The 21837-nt window shown below is 63.9% G+C and carries 19 protein-coding genes; 14 read left to right on the plus strand and 5 right to left on the minus strand.

Annotated elements, in window-relative coordinates; genetic code table 11:
* Positions 1 to 86: 86 nt before the first annotated feature.
* Genes CSV86_RS20240 through CSV86_RS20250 form a run of 3 tightly spaced genes read left to right on the plus strand, consistent with a single transcriptional unit; the run spans position 87 to position 1953 of the window.
* Positions 87 to 458 carry a septal ring lytic transglycosylase RlpA family protein gene (locus CSV86_RS20240; RefSeq protein ID WP_009398175.1) on the plus strand — a complete coding sequence of 124 codons (372 nt, stop codon included), beginning with the start codon at positions 87 to 89 and terminating at the stop codon, positions 456 to 458.
* Positions 459 to 512: 54 nt separating this feature from the next.
* Positions 513 to 1565: a calcium/sodium antiporter gene (locus CSV86_RS20245; protein ID WP_512700231.1), complete on the plus strand. Its 1053-nt coding sequence runs from the start codon at positions 513 to 515 to the stop codon at positions 1563 to 1565.
* A gap of 10 nt (positions 1566 to 1575) precedes the next feature.
* The gene (locus CSV86_RS20250; RefSeq protein WP_009398171.1) at positions 1576 to 1953 is read left to right on the plus strand and encodes a carboxymuconolactone decarboxylase family protein; all 378 of its coding nucleotides are present in this window, start codon (positions 1576 to 1578) and stop codon (positions 1951 to 1953) included.
* A gap of 25 nt (positions 1954 to 1978) precedes the next feature.
* On the opposite strand, the gene CSV86_RS20255 is transcribed toward CSV86_RS20250, so the two are convergent.
* From CSV86_RS20255 to CSV86_RS20270, 4 genes are all read right to left on the minus strand, one after another.
* Positions 1979 to 3340, minus strand: coding sequence for an amino acid permease (locus tag CSV86_RS20255; protein WP_009398170.1), 1362 nt, complete (start codon positions 3338 to 3340; stop codon positions 1979 to 1981).
* Positions 3341 to 3394: 54 nt separating this feature from the next.
* Entirely contained in the window at positions 3395 to 4336 is a 942-nt protein-coding gene (locus tag CSV86_RS20260) for an AEC family transporter (RefSeq protein ID WP_009398169.1), read from the minus strand.
* A gap of 189 nt (positions 4337 to 4525) precedes the next feature.
* Entirely contained in the window at positions 4526 to 5086 is a 561-nt protein-coding gene (locus CSV86_RS20265) for a response regulator transcription factor (RefSeq protein WP_009398167.1), read from the minus strand.
* Positions 5086 to 6348 carry an ATP-binding protein gene (locus tag CSV86_RS20270; protein WP_009398165.1) on the minus strand — a complete coding sequence of 421 codons (1263 nt, stop codon included), beginning with the start codon at positions 6346 to 6348 and terminating at the stop codon, positions 5086 to 5088. Before CSV86_RS20270 ends, CSV86_RS20265 begins: the two co-directional genes overlap by 1 nt.
* Positions 6349 to 6552: 204 nt before the next feature.
* Between CSV86_RS20270 and CSV86_RS20275 the strand changes: the two genes are divergently transcribed.
* The 9 genes from CSV86_RS20275 to CSV86_RS20315 all read left to right on the plus strand — a co-directional run bounded on the left by CSV86_RS20275 (position 6553) and on the right by CSV86_RS20315 (position 18146).
* On the plus strand, positions 6553 to 7263 hold the full coding sequence (locus CSV86_RS20275; protein ID WP_009398164.1) for an SIMPL domain-containing protein: 711 nt from the start codon (positions 6553 to 6555) through the stop codon (positions 7261 to 7263).
* Between the two features lie 348 nt (positions 7264 to 7611).
* Complete coding sequence (locus CSV86_RS20280) at positions 7612 to 9237, plus strand: ABC transporter substrate-binding protein (RefSeq protein ID WP_009398163.1); 1626 nt, start codon at positions 7612 to 7614, stop codon at positions 9235 to 9237.
* 209 nt (positions 9238 to 9446) lie between these two features.
* Complete coding sequence (locus tag CSV86_RS20285) at positions 9447 to 11042, plus strand: ABC transporter substrate-binding protein (protein WP_009398162.1); 1596 nt, start codon at positions 9447 to 9449, stop codon at positions 11040 to 11042.
* A gap of 106 nt (positions 11043 to 11148) precedes the next feature.
* A complete protein-coding gene (locus tag CSV86_RS20290) occupies positions 11149 to 12525 on the plus strand; it encodes an OprD family outer membrane porin (protein ID WP_009398161.1) in 1377 nt (458 codons plus the stop codon).
* 65 nt (positions 12526 to 12590) lie between these two features.
* Positions 12591 to 14186, plus strand: a complete 1596-nt coding sequence (locus CSV86_RS20295) for an ABC transporter substrate-binding protein (protein WP_009398160.1) — start codon at positions 12591 to 12593, stop codon at positions 14184 to 14186.
* Between the two features lie 74 nt (positions 14187 to 14260).
* Positions 14261 to 15271: an ABC transporter permease subunit gene (locus tag CSV86_RS20300; protein WP_009398159.1), complete on the plus strand. Its 1011-nt coding sequence runs from the start codon at positions 14261 to 14263 to the stop codon at positions 15269 to 15271.
* A gap of 10 nt (positions 15272 to 15281) precedes the next feature.
* Positions 15282 to 16199 carry an ABC transporter permease subunit gene (locus CSV86_RS20305; protein ID WP_009398157.1) on the plus strand — a complete coding sequence of 306 codons (918 nt, stop codon included), beginning with the start codon at positions 15282 to 15284 and terminating at the stop codon, positions 16197 to 16199.
* 10 nt (positions 16200 to 16209) lie between these two features.
* Positions 16210 to 17178: an ABC transporter ATP-binding protein gene (locus CSV86_RS20310; protein WP_009398155.1), complete on the plus strand. Its 969-nt coding sequence runs from the start codon at positions 16210 to 16212 to the stop codon at positions 17176 to 17178.
* The gene (locus CSV86_RS20315; RefSeq protein WP_009398152.1) at positions 17178 to 18146 is read left to right on the plus strand and encodes a peptide ABC transporter ATP-binding protein; all 969 of its coding nucleotides are present in this window, start codon (positions 17178 to 17180) and stop codon (positions 18144 to 18146) included. The genes CSV86_RS20310 and CSV86_RS20315 overlap by 1 nt, the downstream gene beginning before the upstream one ends.
* A gap of 208 nt (positions 18147 to 18354) precedes the next feature.
* On the opposite strand, the gene CSV86_RS20320 is transcribed toward CSV86_RS20315, so the two are convergent.
* Positions 18355 to 19254 (minus strand): hypothetical protein, encoded by a 900-nt coding sequence (locus CSV86_RS20320; RefSeq protein ID WP_009398150.1) that lies wholly within the window; start codon positions 19252 to 19254, stop codon positions 18355 to 18357.
* Positions 19255 to 19548: 294 nt separating this feature from the next.
* On the opposite strand from CSV86_RS20320, the gene CSV86_RS20325 reads away from it, so the two are divergent.
* Together CSV86_RS20325 and CSV86_RS20330 are read left to right on the plus strand one after the other, a co-directional pair.
* Positions 19549 to 20352, plus strand: a complete 804-nt coding sequence (locus CSV86_RS20325) for a helix-turn-helix domain-containing protein (RefSeq protein ID WP_009398148.1) — start codon at positions 19549 to 19551, stop codon at positions 20350 to 20352.
* A gap of 63 nt (positions 20353 to 20415) precedes the next feature.
* Positions 20416 to 21822, plus strand: a complete 1407-nt coding sequence (locus CSV86_RS20330) for an NAD(P)/FAD-dependent oxidoreductase (protein ID WP_009398146.1) — start codon at positions 20416 to 20418, stop codon at positions 21820 to 21822.
* Positions 21823 to 21837 lie beyond the last annotated feature (15 nt).

Consider the following 21837-nt stretch of genomic DNA (forward strand, 5'->3'; position numbering starts at 1 on the left):
CGACGGTGTACGCGGACCTTGTGGGAGCTGGCTTGTCGGACCGCCGCACCGCAGCGATTAGCCCCCCCACGGAGCATCAGACATACATGTGGCGTCCTTTAAGCGCCCTGGCGCTGTTCACTCTCCTCGCCGGCTGTGCCAGCCACGATATCGACCCTCGCGGCTACGATGAAACCGGCACCGCCTCCTTCTATGGTTCCCGCCATCACGGCAAACGCACCGCCAGCGGCGAGCCGTTCAACCAGCATGGCCTGACTGCCGCCCACCGCACCCTGCCCTTCGGTACCCGGGTCCTGGTGACCAACCTGAAAAACGAGCGCAGCGTCGTGGTCCGCATCAATGATCGCGGCCCCCATACCCGTGGCCGCCTGATCGACCTTTCCAAGGCTGCGGCCCAGCAACTGGACATGATCCGTAGCGGAACGGCGCGAGTCCGGGTACAAAGCCTGAGCGACTGACCGGTTTTCTGGAGCACGACCATTTTCGACCTGGCCGCTTTACCCACCTTCAGCCTGCTGCAATTGGCCAGCGGCCTGATCCTTCTGATTCTTGGCGCCGAACTGCTGGTGCGTGCAGCCCTGCGTATCGCCGCCAGCCTGCACGTGCGCCCGCTGATCATCGGCCTGAGCCTGGTGGCCTTCGGCAGCAGCGCGCCGCAACTCACCGTCAGCCTGCAGGCGGCCTACACCGGCGCGCCCGATGTGGCGGTGGGCAGCGTGATCGGCAGCAATATCTTCAATGTCCTGGTGATACTTGGCCTGGCGGCGCTGATCATTCCGCTGCGGGTGTCACGGCAACTGGTACGCCTGGACATCCCGCTGATGATCGCTGCTAGCGTGGCGGTCTACCTGCTGGCCCTGAACAAGGTACTCGGGCGCTGGGAAGGCGCGTTGCTGCTGGCCGGACTGGCGGCATACCTCGCCATCCTCTGGCATCAATCGCGGCATTACGCGCGGACTTACCCGGCACCCAACCCGCGAGTCGACCGGGGCATCGGCTTCTGGTTCGGCAGCCTGCTGCTGATGCTGCTCGGGCTCGGCCTGCTCAGCCTGGCCGGGCACCTGTTGCTGGAAGCCGCGGTCGAGGTGGCCACCGACCTGGGCCTGTCGGAACGGGTGATAGGCCTGACCGTGGTCGCGGTCTGCACGTCGCTTCCGGAACTGGCGACCTCGCTGATCGCGGCGATTCGTGGCGAACGGGAAATTGCCGTGGGCAACGTGATCGGCAGCAACCTCTTCAATCTGCTCGCAGTGCTTGGCCTGACTGCGGTGCTGGCCCCGGAACCGCTATCGATCTCGCCCAATGCGCTGGACTTCGACCTCCCGGTGATGCTCGGCGTCGCCCTGCTGACCCTGCCGGTGTTCTATTCCGGCTACCGGGTCACCCGCGTCGAGGGCCTGGTGTTCCTCTGCCTGTATCTGGCCTACGGCCTGCACGTGGTGGCCTTTACCACCGGCATGCCGCTGGCCAATCGCCTGGAGCAGTTGATGCTGTTCTATGTCCTGCCAGCGCTCGCCGTATTGCTGACCTATACGACCTTGCGCGCCTGGCGCCGCCAACACTAAGGAAAACAACATGGGTGAGACGAAGAAAACCGGCGAACAGGTTCGCCGCCAGGTCATGGGCGACGTGTTCGTCGATCGCGCGCTGGGCAATGCCACCGAGTTCACCGCGCCGCTGCAGGAGTTCGTCAACGAACACGCCTGGGGCAGTGTCTGGAGCCGCGAAGGCCTGCCACTGAAGACCCGCAGCCTGATCACCCTCGCCGCCCTGACCGCGCTGAAATGCCCGCAGGAACTCAAGGGCCACGTGCGTGGCGCGCTGAACAATGGCTGTACGGTAGAAGAGATTCGCGAAGCCCTGCTGCATTGCGCAGTCTATGCGGGCGTGCCGGCGGCGATCGATGCGTTCCGCGCGGCTCAGGAAGTGATCGACGCCTGGCAACAGGACTGATCGATCACCTCCGCGGCAAGGTGCGTCAGGCCTGGGCCTTGCGCCCCTTGGTCAGTTTGTAGACCACCCACAGCACGAGCAGCCAGACCGGGATCAGCTCCACGGAAATACGGATGCCCTCGGTCTGCCACATTACCACCAGGATGAAGGCCAGGAAGGCCAGGCACAGGTAGTTGGTCAGCGGATGGCCCAGGCTCTTGTAGAAGGTATCCTGGCCGGCCGCAGCCTTGGCCTTGCGGAACTTCAAGTGGGTGATGCTGATGATCCCCCAGTTGATCACCAGCGACGACACCACCAGCGCCATCAGCAGGCCGAAGGCTTCGCGGGGCATGAAGTAGTTGATGAGCACGCACAGCCCCGTGGCCAGCGCGGAAATGCCCAGGGCCGCCAGCGGCACACCCTTGGCGTTGACCTTGAGCAGCGACTTCGGCGCATCGCCCTGGGTCGCCAGGCCGAACAGCATGCGGCTGTTGCAATACACGCAGCTGTTGTACACCGACAGTGCTGCAGTCAGGACCACCAGGTTGAGCACCGTGGCCACGACATTGGCGTCCAGGTCATGGAAGATCATCACGAACGGACTGCCGCCATCGACCACTTTCTGCCACGGGTACAACGCCAGCAGTACCGCCAGCGCACCCACATAGAACAGCAGGATGCGGTAGATCACCTGGTTGGTCGCCCGCGGAATGCTGTGGCGCGGGTTATCGGCCTCGGCGGCGGTGATGCCCACCAGCTCCAGGCCTCCAAAGGAGAACATGATCACGGCCATGGCCATCATCAGCCCGGTAACACCATTGGGGAAGAAGCCGCCATGCTGCCACAGGTTGGCAACGCTGGCGTCCGGACCGCCATTGCCGCTGAGCAGCAGGTAGCCACCGAAGCCGATCATGCCGAGGATGGCTGCCACCTTGATCAGGGCGAACCAGAACTCCATCTCGCCATAGACCTTTACCTGGCTGACGTTCATCAGGTTGATGATGACGAAGAACACCGCCGCCGTGGCCCAGGTCGGGAAATCCGGCCACCAGTACTGCACGTAGATACCCACGGCGGTCAGTTCGGCCATGCCCACCAGGACGTAGAGCACCCAATAGTTCCAGCCGGACATGAAGCCGGCGAACGGTCCCCAGTAGCTGTGGGCGAAGTGACTGAAGGTGCCGGAAACCGGCTCCTCGACCACCATCTCGCCGAGCTGGCGCATGATGAAGAAGGCGATCAGGCCGGCAATGGCATAGCCCAGCAGCACCGAGGGACCGGCCATCTGGATGGTCTGGGCGATCCCCAGGAACAGGCCGGTGCCGATCGCCCCGCCCAGGGCGATCAGCTGGATATGGCGATTCTTCAGGCCGCGATGCAAACGCTCGGGCGTGATCTGGTCTTGCATGAAGTGTCCTCGGACGTGAGAGGCAGTGTTGGCGTTGTTTTGCGAGCGAAGGATCTAGATCCATCCGCCCCACTGCAATAGGAATATTCCGATGTTCGTTGTCACAGCGGCGGCAAGGGTGGTGATCACGATGATCGATGCCGCCAATTCATGGTTGCCATTGGACGAGCGGGCCATCACATAGCTGGCCGCTGCCGTCGGGCTGCCAATATAAAGGAACAGGATGCCCAGTTCCGCCCCGCGAAAGCCGCATAGCCAGCCGCCGAAGGTAAATATCACGGGTAGCCAGACCATCTTCACCAGGCTTGCGCTCACGGCCATCCGACCGCTGGCGCGCAATGACGCCAGGGACAGGGTGCCGCCGATGCAGATCAGCGCCAGCGGCAGTGTCATCTGGGCGATGTAGTCGGCGGAGGTCAGCAGCCAGTTGGGCAGCGCCACCTTGGCATAGGCCATTGGCGTCGCCAGCAGCACGCTGATGATCAGCGGGTTGCGCAGGATGCTCTTGAAGATGCTCCACGGGTCCGACTTGACCGTCGGGCTGTAGACCGCCAGCACCACCACCGACAGCGAGTTGTAAAGCAGGATCACCAGGCCGGCGAGGATCGCGCCGAGGGAAATGCCATAGTCGCCGTACATGCTGGCCGCCAGGGCCAGGCCGATCACACCGTTGTTGCCCCGAAACGAGCCCTGGGTGTAGATGCCGCGATCTTCCTTGGGACAACGCCAGATGGCAATCAGCCAGGCCAAGGCAAAACTGCCGAAGGTGGCGGCGATGAAGTAAAGCAGCAGGCCGGGATTGACCGCCGCGTCGAGGTCGGCGTGGTAGATGCCGAGGAACAGCAGCGACGGCATGCAGACGTTGAAGACGAGGGACGAGGCAACCTGGATGAAGTTGTCGTTGATCGCATCGATGCGGCGCAGCAGCACACCCATGAACAGCATCGCGAACACCGGGGCGGTGATGTTCAGGGTCTGGATGAAGAGGGCGAGCATGCGGGGCAATTTCCGTGGGCCTGGCGACAGGCGACCAATGATACGCCAGTGCAGGGCTCAGGGATGGGGGTTTGTGGATGAAATGCCGGAATTTAGGCGATTTTGAGGGCCTCATCGCTGGCAGGCCACAGGGACCTCCCTGTGGGAGCGGGCTTGCCAGCGATGAGGCCCTCAAGGGCAGTGAAGGCCTCAGCGACGAACCGGCCGCTTCTGCAACTTGCGCTGCAAGGTCCGACGGTGCATGCCCAGGGCGCGGGCCGTGGCGGAAATGTTGCCTTCGTGCTCGGTCAGCACGCGCTGGATGTGCTCCCATTGCAAGCGGTCCACCGACATCGGGTTTTCCGGCACCAGGGTGTCCAGGTCCGCGTGCTGGGACAACAGCGCCGCCACTACGTCATCGGCATCCGCCGGCTTGCACAGGTAGTTGCAGGCGCCGCGCTTGATGGCTTCGACGGCAGTGGCGATGCTGGAGTAACCGGTAAGGATCACCACCTTCATTTCCGGGTCCAGCTCCAGCAGCTTGGGCAGCAGGACCAGGCCCGAGTCGCCGTCCATCTTGAGGTCCAGCGCAGCGTAGTCGGGAACGTCCTGCTGGGCGATCAACAACCCGGCGTCTGCGGAACTGGCGGTGCTGACGCGAAAACCGCGGCGAGCCATGGCCCGGGCCATCACCCGGGTAAAGGTCGCATCGTCGTCGACCAGCAGCAGGTGCGGCAGGTCTTCACCTTCAACCTGGATTTCATCACTCATCACACGTCTCCTCGCGCGTCACGGGGCAGGCGCAGCTCGGTCAGCGTACCGCCCTCTTCGTGACTATAGAGTTTTACCGAGCCGCCAGCACGGGTAACGCTGGCCTTGCTCAGGAACAGGCCAAGACCGAAGCCTTTGCCCTTGGTGGTAAAGAAGGGTTTGCCGATCTGCTCGGCAATGGCCACCGGTACGCCGGGGCCGTGATCGCGGATGCTGATGACGATATCCGTGGCATCCCAGTCGAGCTGCACCTCAAGCCCGTCGGGGCAGGCATCGGCGGCGTTGTTCAGCAGGTTCAGCAAGGCCTGGGTCAGGTCGGGTGGCGGCGCCAGGTGTGGCACCAGCCCCTGGCCGAGGCGCTGGAAGCGATAGCTGGCTTCCGGACGCATCAGGTGCCAGCGGTTCAGCGCCTCGTCCATCCAGAAGGTCACCGGCTGCTCTTCCACCGCCATGCGCCGGTTGGCCTCGGCAGCGCGGACCAGTTGCTGCAGGGTGTGCTTGCACTGCTTGACCTGCTCCTGCAACACCGCCAGGTCCTCTTGCAGCAGGGGGTCGGTGTGATCCTGGCGCATCTCGTTGAGCAACACGCTCATGGTCGCCAGCGGTGTGCCCAGTTCGTGGGCGGCGCCGGCCGCCTGGGTGGCCACGGCCAGCAGTTGCTGGTCGCGCAGGCCTTCTTCGCGACGCTGGGCCTGGAAGGCTTCCTGGCGACGCAATTCCTCGGCCATCTTCGCGGCAAAGAAAGTAATGACCGCTGCCGCCAGGGCGAAGCTCAGCCACATGCCGTAGATCTGCATCTTTTCCCTGGCCATGGGGAAGGTATCCAGCGGATAGAACTGCACCAGCAACAAGGTGTAGGCAACCAGGGCGATGCCGGAAAGGATCAGCGAATAGACCCACGGCAGGGTAACCGCAGCGATCGCCAGCGGTACCAGGTAATAGGAAACGAAGGGGTTGGTCGAGCCGCCGGAAAAGTACAGCAGGGCGCTGTGGATCAGCAGGTCGCAGGCCAGCTGCACGGCGTATTCCAGCTCGGTGACCGGCAGCGAGGCGCGCAGGCGCAGGGCGGTCACCAGGCAGAGCACCATGGAAAAACCAAGGGTGACGCTCAGCGCCAGCCAGGGCAGCGGCAGCAGTTCGGTCCAGTAGGCGACCGCCACCGAACCGGCCTGGGCCGCCAGTACCAGGGTACGGATGAACGTAAGGCGCCAGAGGTTCTGGCGGGTGGCAGACAACATTTGCATTTTGACCGGGGCGAGCATGAGCTCTCCTGATGAGTGCTCCAGGTAAACCGTGGCGAAGTATACCGAAGGGACGTCCTGGACTGCAGCGATGCGGCAACTCGCCACACCGCAGGCCGGTTAAATGATAGCCATTTGGAACCTTGGTGCTACTTTCAAGGTCTGATCGAGTCTGCGTGGTGCACAGGATGGTACCGGCCACGCCCATTTTTCAAGGAGCCGCACATGAATACCCCAAGCCGTAGCGCCAAGGCCCTGCTGGTCGCCAGCCTGCTGGCCAGCCTTCCCGTTCTGGCGGACGAGCCGCGTTACAACCAGATTTCCCTGCGCGCCGAAGCGAGCAAGGAAGTCGCCCGCGACCTGATGGTCGTGACCCTCTACAGCGAAGCGCAGAACACCGACCCGGCCAAGCTCGCCGCCGAGATCACCACCACCCTCAACAAGGCGCTGGAACAGGCGCGCCAGGTCAAGGATGTGAAGATCAGCCAAGGCAGCCGCAACGCCTACCCGATCTATGACGACAAGGGTCAGAAGATCACCGGCTGGCGCGAGCGCGCCGAACTGCGCCTGGAAAGCGGCGACTTCCCTGCCCTGTCCAAACTGACCGGCGAACTGCTGCAACAACTGAAGATGGGCGGCATGGACTTCGCCATCGCCCCGGCCACGCGCAAGACCAGCGAGGACGCACTGATCAAGGACGCGGTCGATGCCTTCAAGGCACGGGCGCAGATCGCCACCGAAGCGCTGGGTGGCAAGGGCTACAAGGTGGTCAGCCTGAACCTCAACAGCAGTGGTTATCCACAGCCGTACCAGCGTGCACCGATGATGATGAAAGCCAGCATGGATGCCGAGGCGGCGCCTTCGCCGCAGGTCGAGGCGGGGACGACGCAGGTCAGCGTCAATGCCGATGGCACCATTGAAGTGCAGATGCCCTGAATGACCTTGGGCCGGTGCATGGCCGGCCCATTTCCATTGCCCTGGAGGGCCTCATCGCTGGCAAGCCAGCTCCCACAAGGCCCGCGGTGCATGCGGCCCCTGTGGGAGCTGGCTTGCCAGCGATGAGGCCCTCAAGCTCACTGAAAGTCTAAAAATCTTCAGCGATCCTTCAGCAGCAAACGTTCAACTCGGCAAAATTTACACAAACGCGACATCCTTGTACGAACGTTCCGAAATTACTGTCAGAAGCTATCCTCAAGCGTTGCACCAGGTCCAGTACCTGCATAAGTATCCGCGGGTCGGCTCACAAGGCCGCCCTCAGATCACAATGACAACAATGAGGCCACCATGCTGAAAACCGCAGTCATTCCGTTCCTTGTCGGCGCAGGTCTGCTCGCCGCTACGCCGGCCGCCCAGGCCGCTTCCAACCTGGTCTACTGCTCCGAAGGCAGCCCTGCCGGCTTCGACCCGAGCCAGTACACCACCGGTACCGACTTCGACGCGTCCTCGGAAACCGTCTTCAACCGCCTCGCCCAGTTCGAGCGCGGCGGTACCCAGGTCATCCCGGGGCTGGCCACCAGCTGGGACGTTTCCGATGACGGCCTGACCTACACCTTCCACCTGCGCGAAGGGGTCAAGTTCCATACCACCGACTACTTCAAGCCCACCCGCGACTTCAACGCCGACGACGTGCTGTTCACCTTCAACCGCATGCTCGACAAGGACATGCCGTTCCGCAAGGCCTACCCTACCGAGTTCCCGTACTTCACCGACATGGGCATGGACGCGAACATCAAGCAGGTGCAGAAAGTCGACGAGCACACCGTCAAATTCATCCTCAACGAAGTCGACGCCGCGTTCATCCAGAACATTGCCATGAGCTTCGCCTCGATCCAGTCCGCCGAATACGCCGAACAGTTGCTCAAGCAGGGCAAGGCCGCGGACATCAACCAGAAGCCGATCGGCACCGGTCCTTTCGTGTTCAGCAAATACCAGAAGGACGCGCAGATCCGCTTCAAGGGCAACAAGGACTACTGGTCGCCCGACGAGGTGAAGATCGACAACCTGATCTTCGCCATCACCACCGACGCTTCGGTGCGCATGCAGAAACTGAAGAAGAACGAGTGCCAGATCACTCTCTTCCCCCGTCCTGCCGACCTCGAGGCGCTAAAGGCCGACCCGAACCTGCAGATGCCGCACCAGGCCGGCTTCAACCTCGGCTACATCGCCTATAACGTGATGGACAAGATCAAGGGCAGCAACGAGCCCAACCCCATGGCCCAGCTCAAGGTGCGCCAGGCCCTGGACATGGCGGTGAACAAGCAGCAGATCATCGATTCGGTGTACCAGGGTGCGGGCGAACTGGCAGTCAACGCCATGCCGCCGACCCAGTGGTCGTACGACGACACCATCAAGGGCACCGAATACAACGTCGATAAGGCCAAGGCGTTGCTCAAGGAGGCCGGCGTCAAGGAGGGTACCGAGATCACCCTGTGGGCCATGCCGGTACAGCGCCCGTACAACCCCAATGCCAAGTTGATGGCCGAGATGATCCAGTCCGACTGGGCGAAGATCGGCATCAAGGCGCGCATCGTCAGCTACGAATGGGGCGAGTACATCAAGCGCGCCAAGGACGGCGAGAACGGCGCCATGCTGATCGGCTGGAGCGGCGACAACGGTGACCCGGACAACTGGCTCGGCACCCTCTACGGCTGCGATGCGGTCAACGGCAACAACTTCTCCCACTGGTGCAACGCCGACTACGACAAGCTGGTGAAGGCGGCCAAGCGCATTCCCGACCAGGCCAAGCGCACCGAGCTGTACAAGCAGGCCCAGCACATCCTCAAGGACCAGGTGCCGATCACGCCGATCGCCCACTCCACGGTCTACCAGCCGATGCGCAACAGCGTCAAGGACTTCAAGATCAGCCCCTTCGCCCTCAATGACTTCTACGGCGTCAGCGTGAAGCCATAAACCCCGGTGTAGGAGCTGGCTTGCCAGCTCCTACACCTGTCTGAAATTTCCTCAACTCAGCCGGAAAACTCCCACCCAAACTTGCTCCCTGTGTACCTCGTCGGACGCCTTTTACCCACTTACCTTGGGACCGGTGCCGTGACGCGTGAGCGAGGATTCGCCACGCGCCGCGGAAAACTTCAATAACGACGACAAGACAGGGAATTCCCATGCGTAAGACGTCTCTCTTCGCCGCCTTGCTCGGAGCCGGTCTGCTGGCCCATTCGCCCTTCGGCCTGGCCAAGGGCAACCTGGTGTTCTGCTCGGAAGGCAGCCCCTCGGGCTTCGACACCGCGCAATACCAGAGCGGTACCGACAACGACGTGTCCGAACCGCTGTACAACCGCCTGGTGGAGTTCGAACGCGGGGCCACGGGCATTCAACCGTCCCTGGCCACCGACTGGACCATCTCAGACGACGGCCTGGTGTACACCTTCAACCTGCGTCCCGGGGTGAAGTTCCACAGCAATGCCGGTTTCACCCCGAGCCGCGAGTTCGACGCCGACGACGTGGTGTTCACCTTCAACCGCATGCTCGACCCGACCCACCCCTTCCGCATGGCCTACGGCACTGTGTTTCCATACTTCAGCGCCATGGGCATGGACAAGACCATCGCCAAGGTGGAAAAGACCGGCCCGATGAGCGTGTCCTTCACCCTCAACCACCCCGACGCGACACTGCTGCAGAACCTGGCCATGAGCTTCGCCTCGGTTCTCTCGGCCGAATACGCCGAACACCTGCTGGCCCGCGGCACCCCCTCGGACATCACCCACAAGCCCATCGGCACCGGCCCCTTCGTGTTCACCCGCTACCAGAAGGACACCCAGATCCGCTACCGCGGCAACACCGACTACTGGGCCCCCGAGCAGGTCAGGCTGGACAACCTGATCTATTCGATCAACGTCGATCCGTCAGTCCGCGTACAAAAGCTGCGCAAGGGCGAATGCCATGTGAGCATCCATCCACGTCCCGCCGACCTCGAGGCCCTGCGCAGCGACGAGAACATCAACCTGATCGAGAAGCCCGCCTACAACCTCGGCTATATCGCCTACAACACCCGGCACAAGCCGTTCGACCAACTGGAAGTCCGCCAGGCGCTGGACATGGCGGTGAACAAGGAAGCGATCATCAAGACCGTATTCCAGGGTGCCGGCCAGGTGGCGGTCAACACCATGCCTCCGACCCAGTGGTCGTATGACGAGAGCATCGTCGATGCGCCCCGCGATCTGGAAAAGGCCCGGCAGATGCTGCGCGACGCCGGGGTCAAGGAAGGTACCGAGATCACCCTCTGGGCCATGCCCGTGCAGCGCCCTTACAACCCCGACGCGCGGCTGATGGCGCAGATCCTCCAGGACGACTGGGGCAAGCTCGGGCTGAAGGTGAACATCGTCAGCTACGAATGGGGCGAGTACCTCAAGCGCGCCAAGAACGGTGAACACGACACCCTCCTGATCGGCTGGACCGGTGACAACGGTGACCCGGACAACTGGCTGGGCACCCTGTACAGCTGCGACGCCATCGGCAGCCATAACCATTCCATGTGGTGCGACCCGGAATACGACGCGCTGATGAAGAAAGCCAAGGGCACCAACGACCGCGAGCAGCGCAGCGAGCTGTATCGCCAGGCCCAGCAGTACATCAAGCAGAACGTACCGATCACCCCGATCGCCCACTCCACCGTCAGCCAGCCGGTAAGCACGCGGGTGAAGGACTACCTGGTGAGCCCGTTCGGCAAGACCACGTTCCGCGACGTCGGCATCGACTGACCACTGCCAGCCGGATCGACGCCCACCGGCCACGATCCACCGCATTGGCCGCCGGGTCCGCGAGGCCCGCCGGCACACCAAGAAGAACAAGAAAGGAAGCATCGCCTTGAAACGAATCACCACCGTAATCGCCCTTTCCCTTGGCGGCCTGTCCGGCCTTGTCCAGGCCGACGCCACCAGCCAGGACTACCTGCCGCTGACGCTCAAGGAAAACAGTGCCCAGGCCGAATCCAACGGTTTCATCGAAGACCAGAGCCTGTCCGGCTGGACGCGCAACTGGTATGCCCGCGAGCGAGCGACCAAGGGCCCGCTGTTCCGCTACTACAAAAGCGACGGCAGCCGCCGCGAAACCCACAGCCGCGACAACTGGGTGCAAGGTACCGTTCTCGACTATAGCTCGGGCTTCACCCAGGGCACCGTCGGTTTCGCCACCCAGGTCGCCGGCTACCACGCGCTGGCCCTGGAGCGCGGCCGCGCCCGGGTCGCCGGGCCGAACAACCGCACCCTGACCCACGGCGATGGCGATGTCATCGGCCAGTGGAGCAAACTCGGCCTGGCCAACCTGCAGGCACGCATCTCCAACACCACCCTGGTCGCCGGTCGGCAGTCGATCAACACGCCGGTGTTCGCCTACATCGGAAACCGCGCTTTGCCGTCGAGCTTCGATGGCGTCGCCCTGCACAGCGCCGAATTCGACAACCTGTCCTTCGACCTCGGCACCTTCGAACGGGTCTCGACCCGCACCGAACAGGGCAAGAGCAGGTTCACCACCGAGTATTCGGCACTGGGCGCCGAAGCCGACCGGGTCAGCCTGGCCGGCCTCAACTACCAGCCGTTGCGCAGCCTGACCACCAGCCTGTACTTCGGCCATGTCGAGGACATCTGGAACCAGTACTACTTCGGCGCGTCCCACGACCTGGGAGACAAGGGCACCCTGGCCCTGACCACCGGGTTCAACTGGTACGGCACCCGCGACACCGGCTCGGCAAAACTGGGGACGATCGACAACGACACCTTCAGCCTGTCCTTCACCCTGGCGCACCAGGCCCACAGCCTGACCCTGGCCTACCAGCAGGTGAACGGCGACGAGTACTTCGATTACGTGCACGACACCAATGCGATCTTCCTCGCCAACTCGCTGTTCTCCGATTACAACGGGCCCAACGAGAAGTCGTTCCAGGTCGGCTACGCCCTGGACATGGCCGGCTTCGGCGTGCCGGGCCTGCGCCTGAATGCCTACACCGCCCGCGGCTGGGGCATCGACGGCACCCACTACAAGGGCAACGGCTACGATGTACGCAACCTCGATGGCGAACATCACCGGGAATGGTCCCTCGGGGCCAGCTACGTGGTGCAGAGCGGGCCGCTGCAGGCGACCAATATCCGCGCCTATTACACTGCGCACCGCGCCAGTCGCGAACAGATCGATGGCAATCTCGATGAATTCCGCATCGTGACCACCATTCCGTTCAACATTCTTTAAGCAGGTCCCGGGGGCGATCGCCCAGGCGCCCGCTCCCCGGGCAGGAGACGACAAAGGATATGCCGATGAAAAACCTGACCCTGCACGCCGCGCTCGCGGCCCTGCTGCTGGGCGCCTCGACGGGGCTTCTGGCGCGCCCGCTGGTGGTCTGCACCGAAGCCAGCCCGGAAGGCTTCGATATGGTCCAGTACACCACCGCCGTCACCGCCGATGCCGCGGCCGAGACCCTGTTCAACCGCCTGGTGGACTTCAAGCCCGGCACCACCGAGATCCAGCCATCCCTGGCCGAACGCTGGGACATCAGCGAAGACGGCCTCACCTACACCTTCCACCTGCGCAGGGGCGTCAAGTTCCACACCACGCCCTGGTTCACCCCGACCCGGGACATGAACGCCGACGATGTGCTCTGGAGCTTCCACCGCCAGCTTGACCCCGGGCATCCCTGGCATGACAAGACCAGCATCGGCTTTCCCTATTTCGAAGGCATGAGCTTCGGCAAATTGCTCAAGAGCGTGGAGAAGACCGACGACCACACCGTGGTCTTCACCCTGACCCAGCCCCAGGCCCCGTTCCTGCGCGACCTGGCCATGGCCTTCACCTCGATCTACTCGGCCGAGTACGGTGACCAGTTGCTCAAGGCGGGCAAAACCGGCGACCTCAACAGCAAACCGGTCGGCACCGGCCCGTTCATCTTCCAGCGCTATATCAAGGACGCCCAGGTCCGCTACAAGGCCAACCCGGACTACTTCCGCGGTGCGCCGCCCAGCGAAACCCTGGTCTTCGCCATCACTCCCGACAACAACGTGCGCCTGCAGAAACTGCGCGCCAACGAATGCCAGGTCGCCGTCTATCCCAAGCCCGACGACGTCCCCTCGATCAAGCAGGACCCGATGCTCAAGGTGGCCGAACTGGAGGCGCTGATCATCGGCTACGTGGCGATGAACACCGAGCATCCCCTGCTCAAGGACGTGCGGGTGCGCAAGGCAATCGATATCGCCTTTGATCGCCAGAGCCATATCGACCAGTTGTTCGGCCAGGGCAACGCGGTGCTGGCGGTCAACCCGTACCCGCCGACCCTGCCCGGCTACAACCACGACAATCGGAACCCGCCCCGCGACCTCGACAAGGCCCGTGCCCTACTCAAGGAAGCCGGTGTGCCGGAAGGCGCCCGGCTGACCCTGTTCACCCGCAATGGCGGCGGCATGACCAACCCCAATCCGCGCCTGAGCGCCGAAATGCTCCAGGCCGACCTCAAGCAGATCGGCCTGAAACTGGATATCCGCGTCATGGAATGGGCAGAAATGCTGCGCCGCGCGAAGAACGGCGAGCACGACCTGGTGTCCACCGGATGGGCCGGCGACAACGGCGACCCGGATAACTTCCTGACCCCGCTGCTCAGTTGCGAGGCGGTGAAGAACGGCGAGAACTATGCTCGTTGGTGCAATGAACGGTTCGACGCGCTGATCAACCGGGCTCGCCAGGTGATCGATCCGCAACAGCGAGAAGCACTCTATAAGGAGGCCCTGGCCGTGTACGATGCGGACCGGCCGTGGATAACCATGGCCCATCCGAAGATGTTCACGGCCATGCGCCGGAACGTCGAGGGCTACATCATCAGCCCCCTGACCAATAACAACTTCGCTACTACCCAGGTGAAGTAGAACAAGAACGCCCGCCCAACCCCACCCGGGAAAAGCGGGCACGCGCCTTACCGGCTGACGAGGAACACCACACGATGTTGAGTTTCATTGCCCGGCGTCTGGGATTGCTGATCCCGACCTTTTTCGGCATTACCTTGCTGACCTTCGCCCTCATACGGCTCATACCGGGGGACCCGGTGGAAGTGATGATGGGCGAGCGCAGGGTCGACCCTGAAATGCACGCACAGGCCATGGAACGGCTGGGCCTGAACAAGCCCTTGCCCGAGCAGTACCTGGACTACATCGGCAAGCTGTCCCAGGGCGACCTCGGCGAATCGCTGCGCACCCGCGAAAGCGTGTGGCACGAGTTCCTCGCGCTGTTTCCCGCCACCCTCGAACTGGCCCTGGCGGCGCTGCTGTTCGCCGGGGTCATCGGCGTACTCGCCGGGGTCATCGCCGCGCTCAAGCGCGGTTCGCTGTTCGACCACGGGGTGATGGGCCTGTCCCTCACCGGCTATTCGATGCCGATCTTCTGGTGGGGCCTGATCCTGATCATGTTCTTCTCCGTGAGCCTGGGCTGGACTCCGGTTTCCGGGCGCATCGACCTGCTCTACGACATCGAGCCGAAGACCGGCTTCATGCTCATCGACACCCTGCTCGCCGATGAACCCGGCGCGTTCAAGGATGCGCTGATGCACCTGATCCTGCCGGCCATCGTCCTGGGCACCATTCCCCTGGCGGTGATCGCGCGGATGACCCGTTCGTCGATGCTAGAAGTCCTGCGCGAGGACTACATCCGCACCGCCAGGGCCAAGGGCCTGTCGCCGGCCCGGGTGGTCTTCGTCCACGGCCTGCGCAACGCGCTGATTCCGGTACTGACGGTGTTCGGCCTGCAGGTCGGCACCCTGCTCGCCGGTGCAGTGCTCACCGAAACCATCTTTTCCTGGCCGGGCATCGGCAAGTGGCTGATCGAAGCCATCGGCGCCCGTGACTACCCCGTGGTCCAGAACGGCATCCTGCTGATCGCCTGCCTGGTCATCCTGGTCAACTTCGTCGTGGACATCCTCTACGGCCTGGCCAACCCACGCATCCGTCACCAGCGCTGAGGCCGCCGTCATGAATACTCCCGCTCCAAACCCGGCTCCAGCCATCGACCAGAGCCTGCTCTACCCGTCGCCGTACAAGGAATTCTGGCAAGCCTTCTCGCGCAACAAGGGCGCGGTGGCCGGCCTGCTGTTCATGTGCCTGATCGTCTTCTGCGCGCTGTTCGCCCCCTGGGTCACGCCACACAGCCCCAGCGAGCAATACCGCGACTTCCTGCTGACCCCGCCGGTGTGGCTCGAAGGCGGCAACTGGCAGTTCATCCTCGGCACCGACGAACTGGGCCGCGACCTGCTCTCGCGGCTGATCCAGGGTTCGCGCCTGTCGCTGCTGATCGGCCTGTCGTCGGTACTCATTTCGCTGATCCCCGGGATCATCCTGGGCCTGCTGGCGGGCTTCTTCCCCAATGCCGTCGGTGCAGCGATCATGCGCCTGATGGACGTGATGCTGGCCCTGCCCTCGCTGCTGCTGGCCGTGGCCATCGTTGCCATCCTCGGCCCTGGCCTGGTCAATACCGTGATCGCCATCGCCATCGTCTCGCTGCCGTCGTACGTGCGCCTGACCCGCGCCGCGGTGATGGGCGAGCTGAACCGCGACTACGTCACCGCCGCCCGCCTGGCCGGCGCCAGCCTGCCGCGGCTGATGTTCGTCACCGTGCTGCCCAACTGCATGGCGCCGCTGATCGTGCAGGCCACCCTGAGTTTCTCCTCGGCGATCCTCGATGCCGCCGCGCTGGGCTTCCTCGGCCTGGGCGTGCAGCCGCCGACCCCGGAATGGGGAACCATGCTGGCCTCGGCCCGCGACTACATCGAACGTGCCTGGTGGGTCGTAAGCCTGCCGGGCCTGACCATTTTGCTCAGCGTGCTGGCAATCAACCTGATGGGCGACGGGCTGCGCGATGCGCTGGACCCGAAACTCAAGAATGCCGCCTGAGGAGAAGCCCATGTCACTTCTGCAAATCCGCAATCTCAACGTGCGCTTCGGCGACGCCGATGCCGTGCCGGTGGTGGACGGCCTCGACCTCGACGTGGACAAGGGCGAGGTGCTGGCCATCGTCGGCGAGTCCGGCTCCGGCAAATCGGTGACCATGATGGCCCTGATGGGCCTGATCGACCCGCCCGGGCGCATCAGCGCCGACCAGCTCGGCTTCGACGGCAACGACATGCTCAGGATCAGCGGCCGCCAGCGGCGCAAGGTGGTCGGCAAGGACATTGCGATGGTCTTCCAGGACCCGATGACCGCCCTCAACCCCAGCTACACCGTGGGCTTCCAGATTGAGGAAGTGCTGCGCCAGCACCTCGGCCTGCGCGGCAAGGCCGCCCGCCAGCGTGCCCTGGAACTGCTGAGGAAGGTCGAGATCCCGGCTCCGGAAAGCCGCCTCGATGCCTATCCGCACCAGCTCTCCGGCGGCATGAGCCAGCGCGTGGCGATCGCCATGGCGATCGCCGGCGAGCCGAAGCTGCTGATCGCCGACGAACCCACCACCGCCTTGGACGTGACCATCCAGGCGCAGATCATGGAGTTGCTGCTGAACCTGCAGAAAGAGCGGGATATGGCCCTGATTCTTATCACCCACGACCTCGCCGTCGTCGCCGAAACCGCCCGGCGGGTCTGCGTGATGTACGCTGGCCAGGCCGTGGAGGTGGGCCAGGTGCCGCAGCTGTTCGATGTGCCGGCCCATCCCTACAGCGAAGCGCTGCTCAAGGCCATTCCCGAGCACAGCCTGGGCGCCGAGCGCCTGGCCACCCTGCCCGGCATCGTCCCCGGGCGCTATGACCGGCCCACCGGCTGCCTGCTCTCGCCGCGCTGCCCTTACGTGCGCGACAACTGCCGCCAGCAACGTCCCGGTCTCGATCCCCAGGCCCACAGCCTGGCCCGCTGCTTCTACCCGCTGAACCAGGAGGTGGCGTGATGAGCGTTGTCCTGACCGCACGTGAGCTGACCCGTCACTACGAAGTCTCCCGGGGCCTGTTCAAGGGCCACGCCACGGTCCGCGCGCTGAACGGCGTGTCGTTCGAGCTGGAAGCCGGCAGGACCCTGGCCGTGGTCGGCGAGTCCGGCTGCGGCAAGTCCACCCTGGCCCGGGCCCTGACCCTGATCGAGGAGCCGTCGTCCGGCTCGCTGCAGATCGCCGGGCAGGAGGTCAACGGCGCCAGCAAGCGCGAGCGCAAGCAGTTGCGCCGCGATGTGCAGATGGTCTTCCAGAGCCCGTATGCCTCGCTCAACCCACGGCAGAAAATCGGTGACCAACTGGCCGAGCCGCTGCTGATCAACACCTCGTTGTCCAAGGAACAGCGGCGGGAAAAGGTCCAGGCCATGATGCAGCAGGTCGGCCTGCGCCCCGAGCACTACCAGCGCTACCCGCACATGTTCTCAGGGGGCCAGCGCCAGCGTATCGCCCTGGCCCGGGCCATGATGCTGCAACCGAAGGTGCTGGTGGCGGACGAGCCCACCTCGGCCCTGGACGTGTCGATCCAGGCCCAGGTACTCAACCTGTTCATGGACCTGCAAAAGGAGTTCAACACCGCCTACGTGTTCATCTCGCACAACCTGGCGGTAGTGCGGCATGTCGCGGACGAGGTGCTGGTGATGTATCTCGGCCGGCCGGCGGAAATGGGGCCGAAGGAGGCGATCTACGAGAAGCCGCTGCACCCCTATACCCAGGCGCTGCTGTCGGCGACACCGACGATTCATCCGGATCCGTCCAAGCCTAAGATCAGGATTGCCGGAGAATTGCCCAACCCGCTGAATCCGCCGGATGGCTGCGCGTTCCACAAGCGTTGTCCGTATGCGACGGAACGCTGTGCGAAGGAAGTGCCGGCGTTTCGCAGGGTAGAAACCAGGCAGGTGGCCTGCCATTACGCCGAGCAGTTCCTTTGACCTGACAACACAAAACCCTGTGGGGGCTGGCTTGCCAGCGATGAGGCCCGACCTGACAACCTCTTCGTCAGTGCCGGCCAAATCGCTGGCAAGCCAGCTCCCACAGGGTCGGTGTTCAATGCATGAACAGCGCGATCAGGATGATCACAGGAATCGGTACACCCAGGAACCACAGCAGTAATGAACGCATGATGTCTCTCCTCTTATCTCAACGAATCGGCGCAGTCCGGGCCACATAACCCGCACCGTCTACTTCAACCCATTGCACCTGGTCGCGACGACGACCGCCATACAGCGCCGCCAGGCTGGCGAAGAACGCCCCGCACAGCAGACCGACAAAGGTCCACAGCGCCGTCCAGGCCGCCGCTTTCGCTGCTGCATCCGCCACCTGCTTGGCCTGCACCTTGGCCTGTTGAACCTGCGCGAATACCTGGTCCACGCGGGCTTCGGCCTCGGCCTGGGTCAGGCGGGTCCGCTGCGCTACCAGTTGCGCCAGGTAAGCACGGTCTTCCGGCACCAGGCTGTCATCGACGATGGCCCGCCCGAGAATCCGCGCCGCCACGGCATTGGCTGCGTCATCGCTGACCGGGGCCGGGCCTTCGCTGCGGAACAGGGTGTCGACGAAGTACCCCATCGGATCGGCATCGTTGTTATTGCTGGCTGAGGCACTGACCGCAGTGGCCCCGGCCGTAGCAGCGGTGTGCGCACCGGCACTGGCCAGGCTGCCCGCCGTGCCCAGCACCATCGCCGCCGTGATCAGCGTGGCCACGGCCCAGGCCAGGAAGCCATGGGCGGTGTCGCGGAAGTACACCTCGTCAGCGTGCAGGCTGGCCCACTTCACCCGCAGCCGACCGGCGATGTAGCCACCGAAGCCGGAGGCGATGATCTGGGTCAGCAACAGCCAGACGATGGTCGAGATGCCCAGCGCCTTGGCGCTGGCGCCCTCGTCGGCCCAGGGCGAGGTGGCGGCGAAGCCGAGACCTGCGCCGAGCACGACGAGAATCAATGACAACGCCGCAGCAGCTGCGGCCCCGGCGAAAATCGCCGCCCAGGACACGCCCGAACGATTCGGGATATCGACAGCGGGTGAATAGTCGTTGGTGATCATGTATGCCTCTCCGGTGAGCAAAGGGTCCTTTGACGGGAGGGGAGGTGCAGCGGGCGTGCCAAATGTTTCCAATGATGACAGGCAATGAAACCGGGGGTTTGGCGGAAGATCGACGTCTGAGGACCGTGCAAAATGCGGGAAAGCCGTTCCGACAGATGGCTTTCTGCAATATTCACCGGCCTCATCGCTGCGGTGCGGCGGTCCGACAAGCCAGCTCACACAGGTTCAGCGGTGCACATAGATCCCTGTAGGAGCTGGCTTGCCAGCGATGAGGCCCTCAAGCACTATCCAAAAATGACTTCCCTCCCCGACGGCCCCAGCCAGACCCCGATCACAGCCGACACCGTCCTGCGCTACCACCATTGCTGGATGCGCCGCGACCTCGACGGGGTGATGGCGCTGTATCACCCGGACGTCGAGTACCACGACTTTTTCCAGAACCGCGTTCTCGACTACAGCGAGCTGCGCGACTATGTGCGGGTGTGCCTGCCCCACCAGGACGGCGAGGACATCGTCCACGGCGACCGCATCCGCGTCGATGGCTGTACCGCCTTCATCCAGTACCAGGTCACGGTTCGAGGTGGCGAGGGCCTGGTGGCCTTCCACGCCAGCGAGGCGATCACGGTCAAGGATGGCCTGATCTGGCGGGTCAACGAATACGCCACGCTGGTCCAGCAGAACGTCAAAGGTACACGGCCCTCGGGCCCGCGCCCGGCGACCAGCCGCCTCGGCCTGTCGCCTCGCCAGCTACGTACCATGGCCCAGGACCTGGAGCACTATTTCCAGCGCCAGCGGCCCTACCTCGACCCGGAACTGGACCTGCAACGGGTGGCGAAGGAAAGCGGCTATAGCCGCAACCAGATTTCCTACCTGCTCAACCAGGTCCTTGGCCAGAGCTTCTACCGCTACGTCAACCAGGCCCGACTGCACCATCTGCTCGGTCGCCTGGACAGCACCACCGCCAGTGCCACCGTCGATGAGCTGGCTTTCAACGCCGGTTTCAACTCGCTCTCGGCCTTCTACAAGTGTTTCCGCGAGCATACCGGCCTGTCGCCCAAGGCCTACGTGAAGCAAATTTCCCTGCGTGCACGCACGTAGGACAGCCCGCCTTGCCCGCCACTAGGATCGGCTCCAGACCTTTACCGATGTGGAGCAGCACCGATGCAAGCCTGGCGCACGATCAGCCTGTGGATGGACCAGCTCGACGAATCGATCGAGCCGCGCCCGGCATTGAGCCAGGACCTGGATGTCGATGTGTGCATCATCGGTGCCGGCTACACCGGGCTGTGGACCGCGTACTACCTCAAGCAGCAGGCGCCGCACCTGAACATCGCCATCATCGAGGCGAAGTTCGCCGGCTTCGGCGCCTCGGGGCGCAATGGCGGCTGGCTGATGGGCAACCTGCTCGGCGAAGACCGCCTGCTTGCCACGTTGTCCCCGCACCAACGCCGGGACAGTATCGACCTGCTCCACGACATCCCCGACGAGGCCCGCCGCGTACTCGACCGCGAAGGCATCGACTGCGACTACCGCAAGGGTGGCGTGCTGTACTGCGCAGCGCGCTACCCGGAGCAGGAGCGAAGCCTGCGCGGCTGGCTCGATGATCTTTATCGCCAGGGCATGACCGCCGACGACTACCGCTGGCTGCGCCCCGAAGAACTGGACGGCCAGTTGCGCGTCAGCAATGCCTACGGCGCGATCTACAGCCCGCACACCGCGACCATCCAGCCGGCGAAGCTCGCCCGCGGCCTGGCCCGGGCGGTGGAACAGCTCGGCGTACCGATCTACGAGAACACCCCGGCCATCGACTGGAACCCCGGCCAGGTGCGCACTCCGCAAGCCCGCATCCGCAGTCACTGGGTAGTGCCTGCCGTGGAAGGCTATGCCGTCAGCCTGCCACCGCTGGGCAAGCACCAATTGCCGGTGCAGAGCCTGCTGGTGGCCACCGAACCATTGAGCGACTCGCAATGGGACGAGATCGGTCTCAAGGAAGGCCAGGCGTTCAGCGAGAACAGCCGCCAGGTCACCTACGGCCAGCGCACCCGGGACAACCGCCTGGTATTCGGCGCCCGCGGTGGTTATCGCTTCGGCGGGCGTCTGCGCGAAGACTTCAGCCTGAGCCACGATGAAATCGAACTGCGCCGCTACCTGTTCAGCGAACTGTTCCCGCAATTGAAGAACGTGCGCATCAGCCATTCCTGGGGCGGCAACCTGGGCATGGCGCGGCGCTTCCGCCCGCACATGCTTTGCGATCGCCAGCGCGGCATCGCCCTGGCCGGTGGCTACGGCGGCGAAGGGGTCGGGGCTACCAACCTCGGCGGGCGCACCCTGGCCGCGCTGATTCTCGGCCAGCACAACGCCCTCACCGCCCAGCCCTGGGTCCACGACAACCGTGCACTGTCCAGCCTCGCCAGCTGGCCGCCGGAGCCGTGCCGCTGGCTCGGCTACAACGCCATCATCCAGAGCTTCGTCTTCGAGGACCGCACCCTCGCCAGCCCGGCCAGCCCGCCATGGCGCCGGCGCATGGCCGGAGCGCTCGCGGATTTCATGCAGGGCTTCATGAACTGAACCTCATCAACTGAA

This window comes from Pseudomonas bharatica CSV86, assembly GCF_000319305.2.
In the GTDB taxonomy this organism is placed as follows: domain Bacteria; phylum Pseudomonadota; class Gammaproteobacteria; order Pseudomonadales; family Pseudomonadaceae; genus Aquipseudomonas; species Aquipseudomonas bharatica.

What these genes read in the sequence shown, in the direction of transcription:
- CSV86_RS20240 (WP_009398175.1), top strand. Translation starts at nt 87, where the DNA reads ATGTGGCGTCCTTTAAGCGCCCTGGCGCTGTTCACTCTCCTCGCCGGC.
- CSV86_RS20250 (WP_009398171.1), top strand. Translation starts at nt 1,576, where the DNA reads ATGGGTGAGACGAAGAAAACCGGCGAACAGGTTCGCCGCCAGGTCATG.
- CSV86_RS20255 (WP_009398170.1), bottom strand. Translation starts at nt 3,340, where the DNA reads ATGCAAGACCAGATCACGCCCGAGCGTTTGCATCGCGGCCTGAAGAAT.
- CSV86_RS20260 (WP_009398169.1), bottom strand. Translation starts at nt 4,336, where the DNA reads ATGCTCGCCCTCTTCATCCAGACCCTGAACATCACCGCCCCGGTGTTC.
- CSV86_RS20265 (WP_009398167.1), bottom strand. Translation starts at nt 5,086, where the DNA reads ATGAGTGATGAAATCCAGGTTGAAGGTGAAGACCTGCCGCACCTGCTG.
- CSV86_RS20270 (WP_009398165.1), bottom strand. Translation starts at nt 6,348, where the DNA reads ATGCTCGCCCCGGTCAAAATGCAAATGTTGTCTGCCACCCGCCAGAAC.
- CSV86_RS20275 (WP_009398164.1), top strand. Translation starts at nt 6,553, where the DNA reads ATGAATACCCCAAGCCGTAGCGCCAAGGCCCTGCTGGTCGCCAGCCTG.
- CSV86_RS20280 (WP_009398163.1), top strand. Translation starts at nt 7,612, where the DNA reads ATGCTGAAAACCGCAGTCATTCCGTTCCTTGTCGGCGCAGGTCTGCTC.
- CSV86_RS20285 (WP_009398162.1), top strand. Translation starts at nt 9,447, where the DNA reads ATGCGTAAGACGTCTCTCTTCGCCGCCTTGCTCGGAGCCGGTCTGCTG.
- CSV86_RS20295 (WP_009398160.1), top strand. Translation starts at nt 12,591, where the DNA reads ATGAAAAACCTGACCCTGCACGCCGCGCTCGCGGCCCTGCTGCTGGGC.
- CSV86_RS20300 (WP_009398159.1), top strand. Translation starts at nt 14,261, where the DNA reads ATGTTGAGTTTCATTGCCCGGCGTCTGGGATTGCTGATCCCGACCTTT.
- CSV86_RS20305 (WP_009398157.1), top strand. Translation starts at nt 15,282, where the DNA reads ATGAATACTCCCGCTCCAAACCCGGCTCCAGCCATCGACCAGAGCCTG.
- CSV86_RS20310 (WP_009398155.1), top strand. Translation starts at nt 16,210, where the DNA reads ATGTCACTTCTGCAAATCCGCAATCTCAACGTGCGCTTCGGCGACGCC.
- CSV86_RS20315 (WP_009398152.1), top strand. Translation starts at nt 17,178, where the DNA reads ATGAGCGTTGTCCTGACCGCACGTGAGCTGACCCGTCACTACGAAGTC.
- CSV86_RS20320 (WP_009398150.1), bottom strand. Translation starts at nt 19,254, where the DNA reads ATGATCACCAACGACTATTCACCCGCTGTCGATATCCCGAATCGTTCG.
- CSV86_RS20325 (WP_009398148.1), top strand. Translation starts at nt 19,549, where the DNA reads ATGACTTCCCTCCCCGACGGCCCCAGCCAGACCCCGATCACAGCCGAC.
- CSV86_RS20330 (WP_009398146.1), top strand. Translation starts at nt 20,416, where the DNA reads ATGCAAGCCTGGCGCACGATCAGCCTGTGGATGGACCAGCTCGACGAA.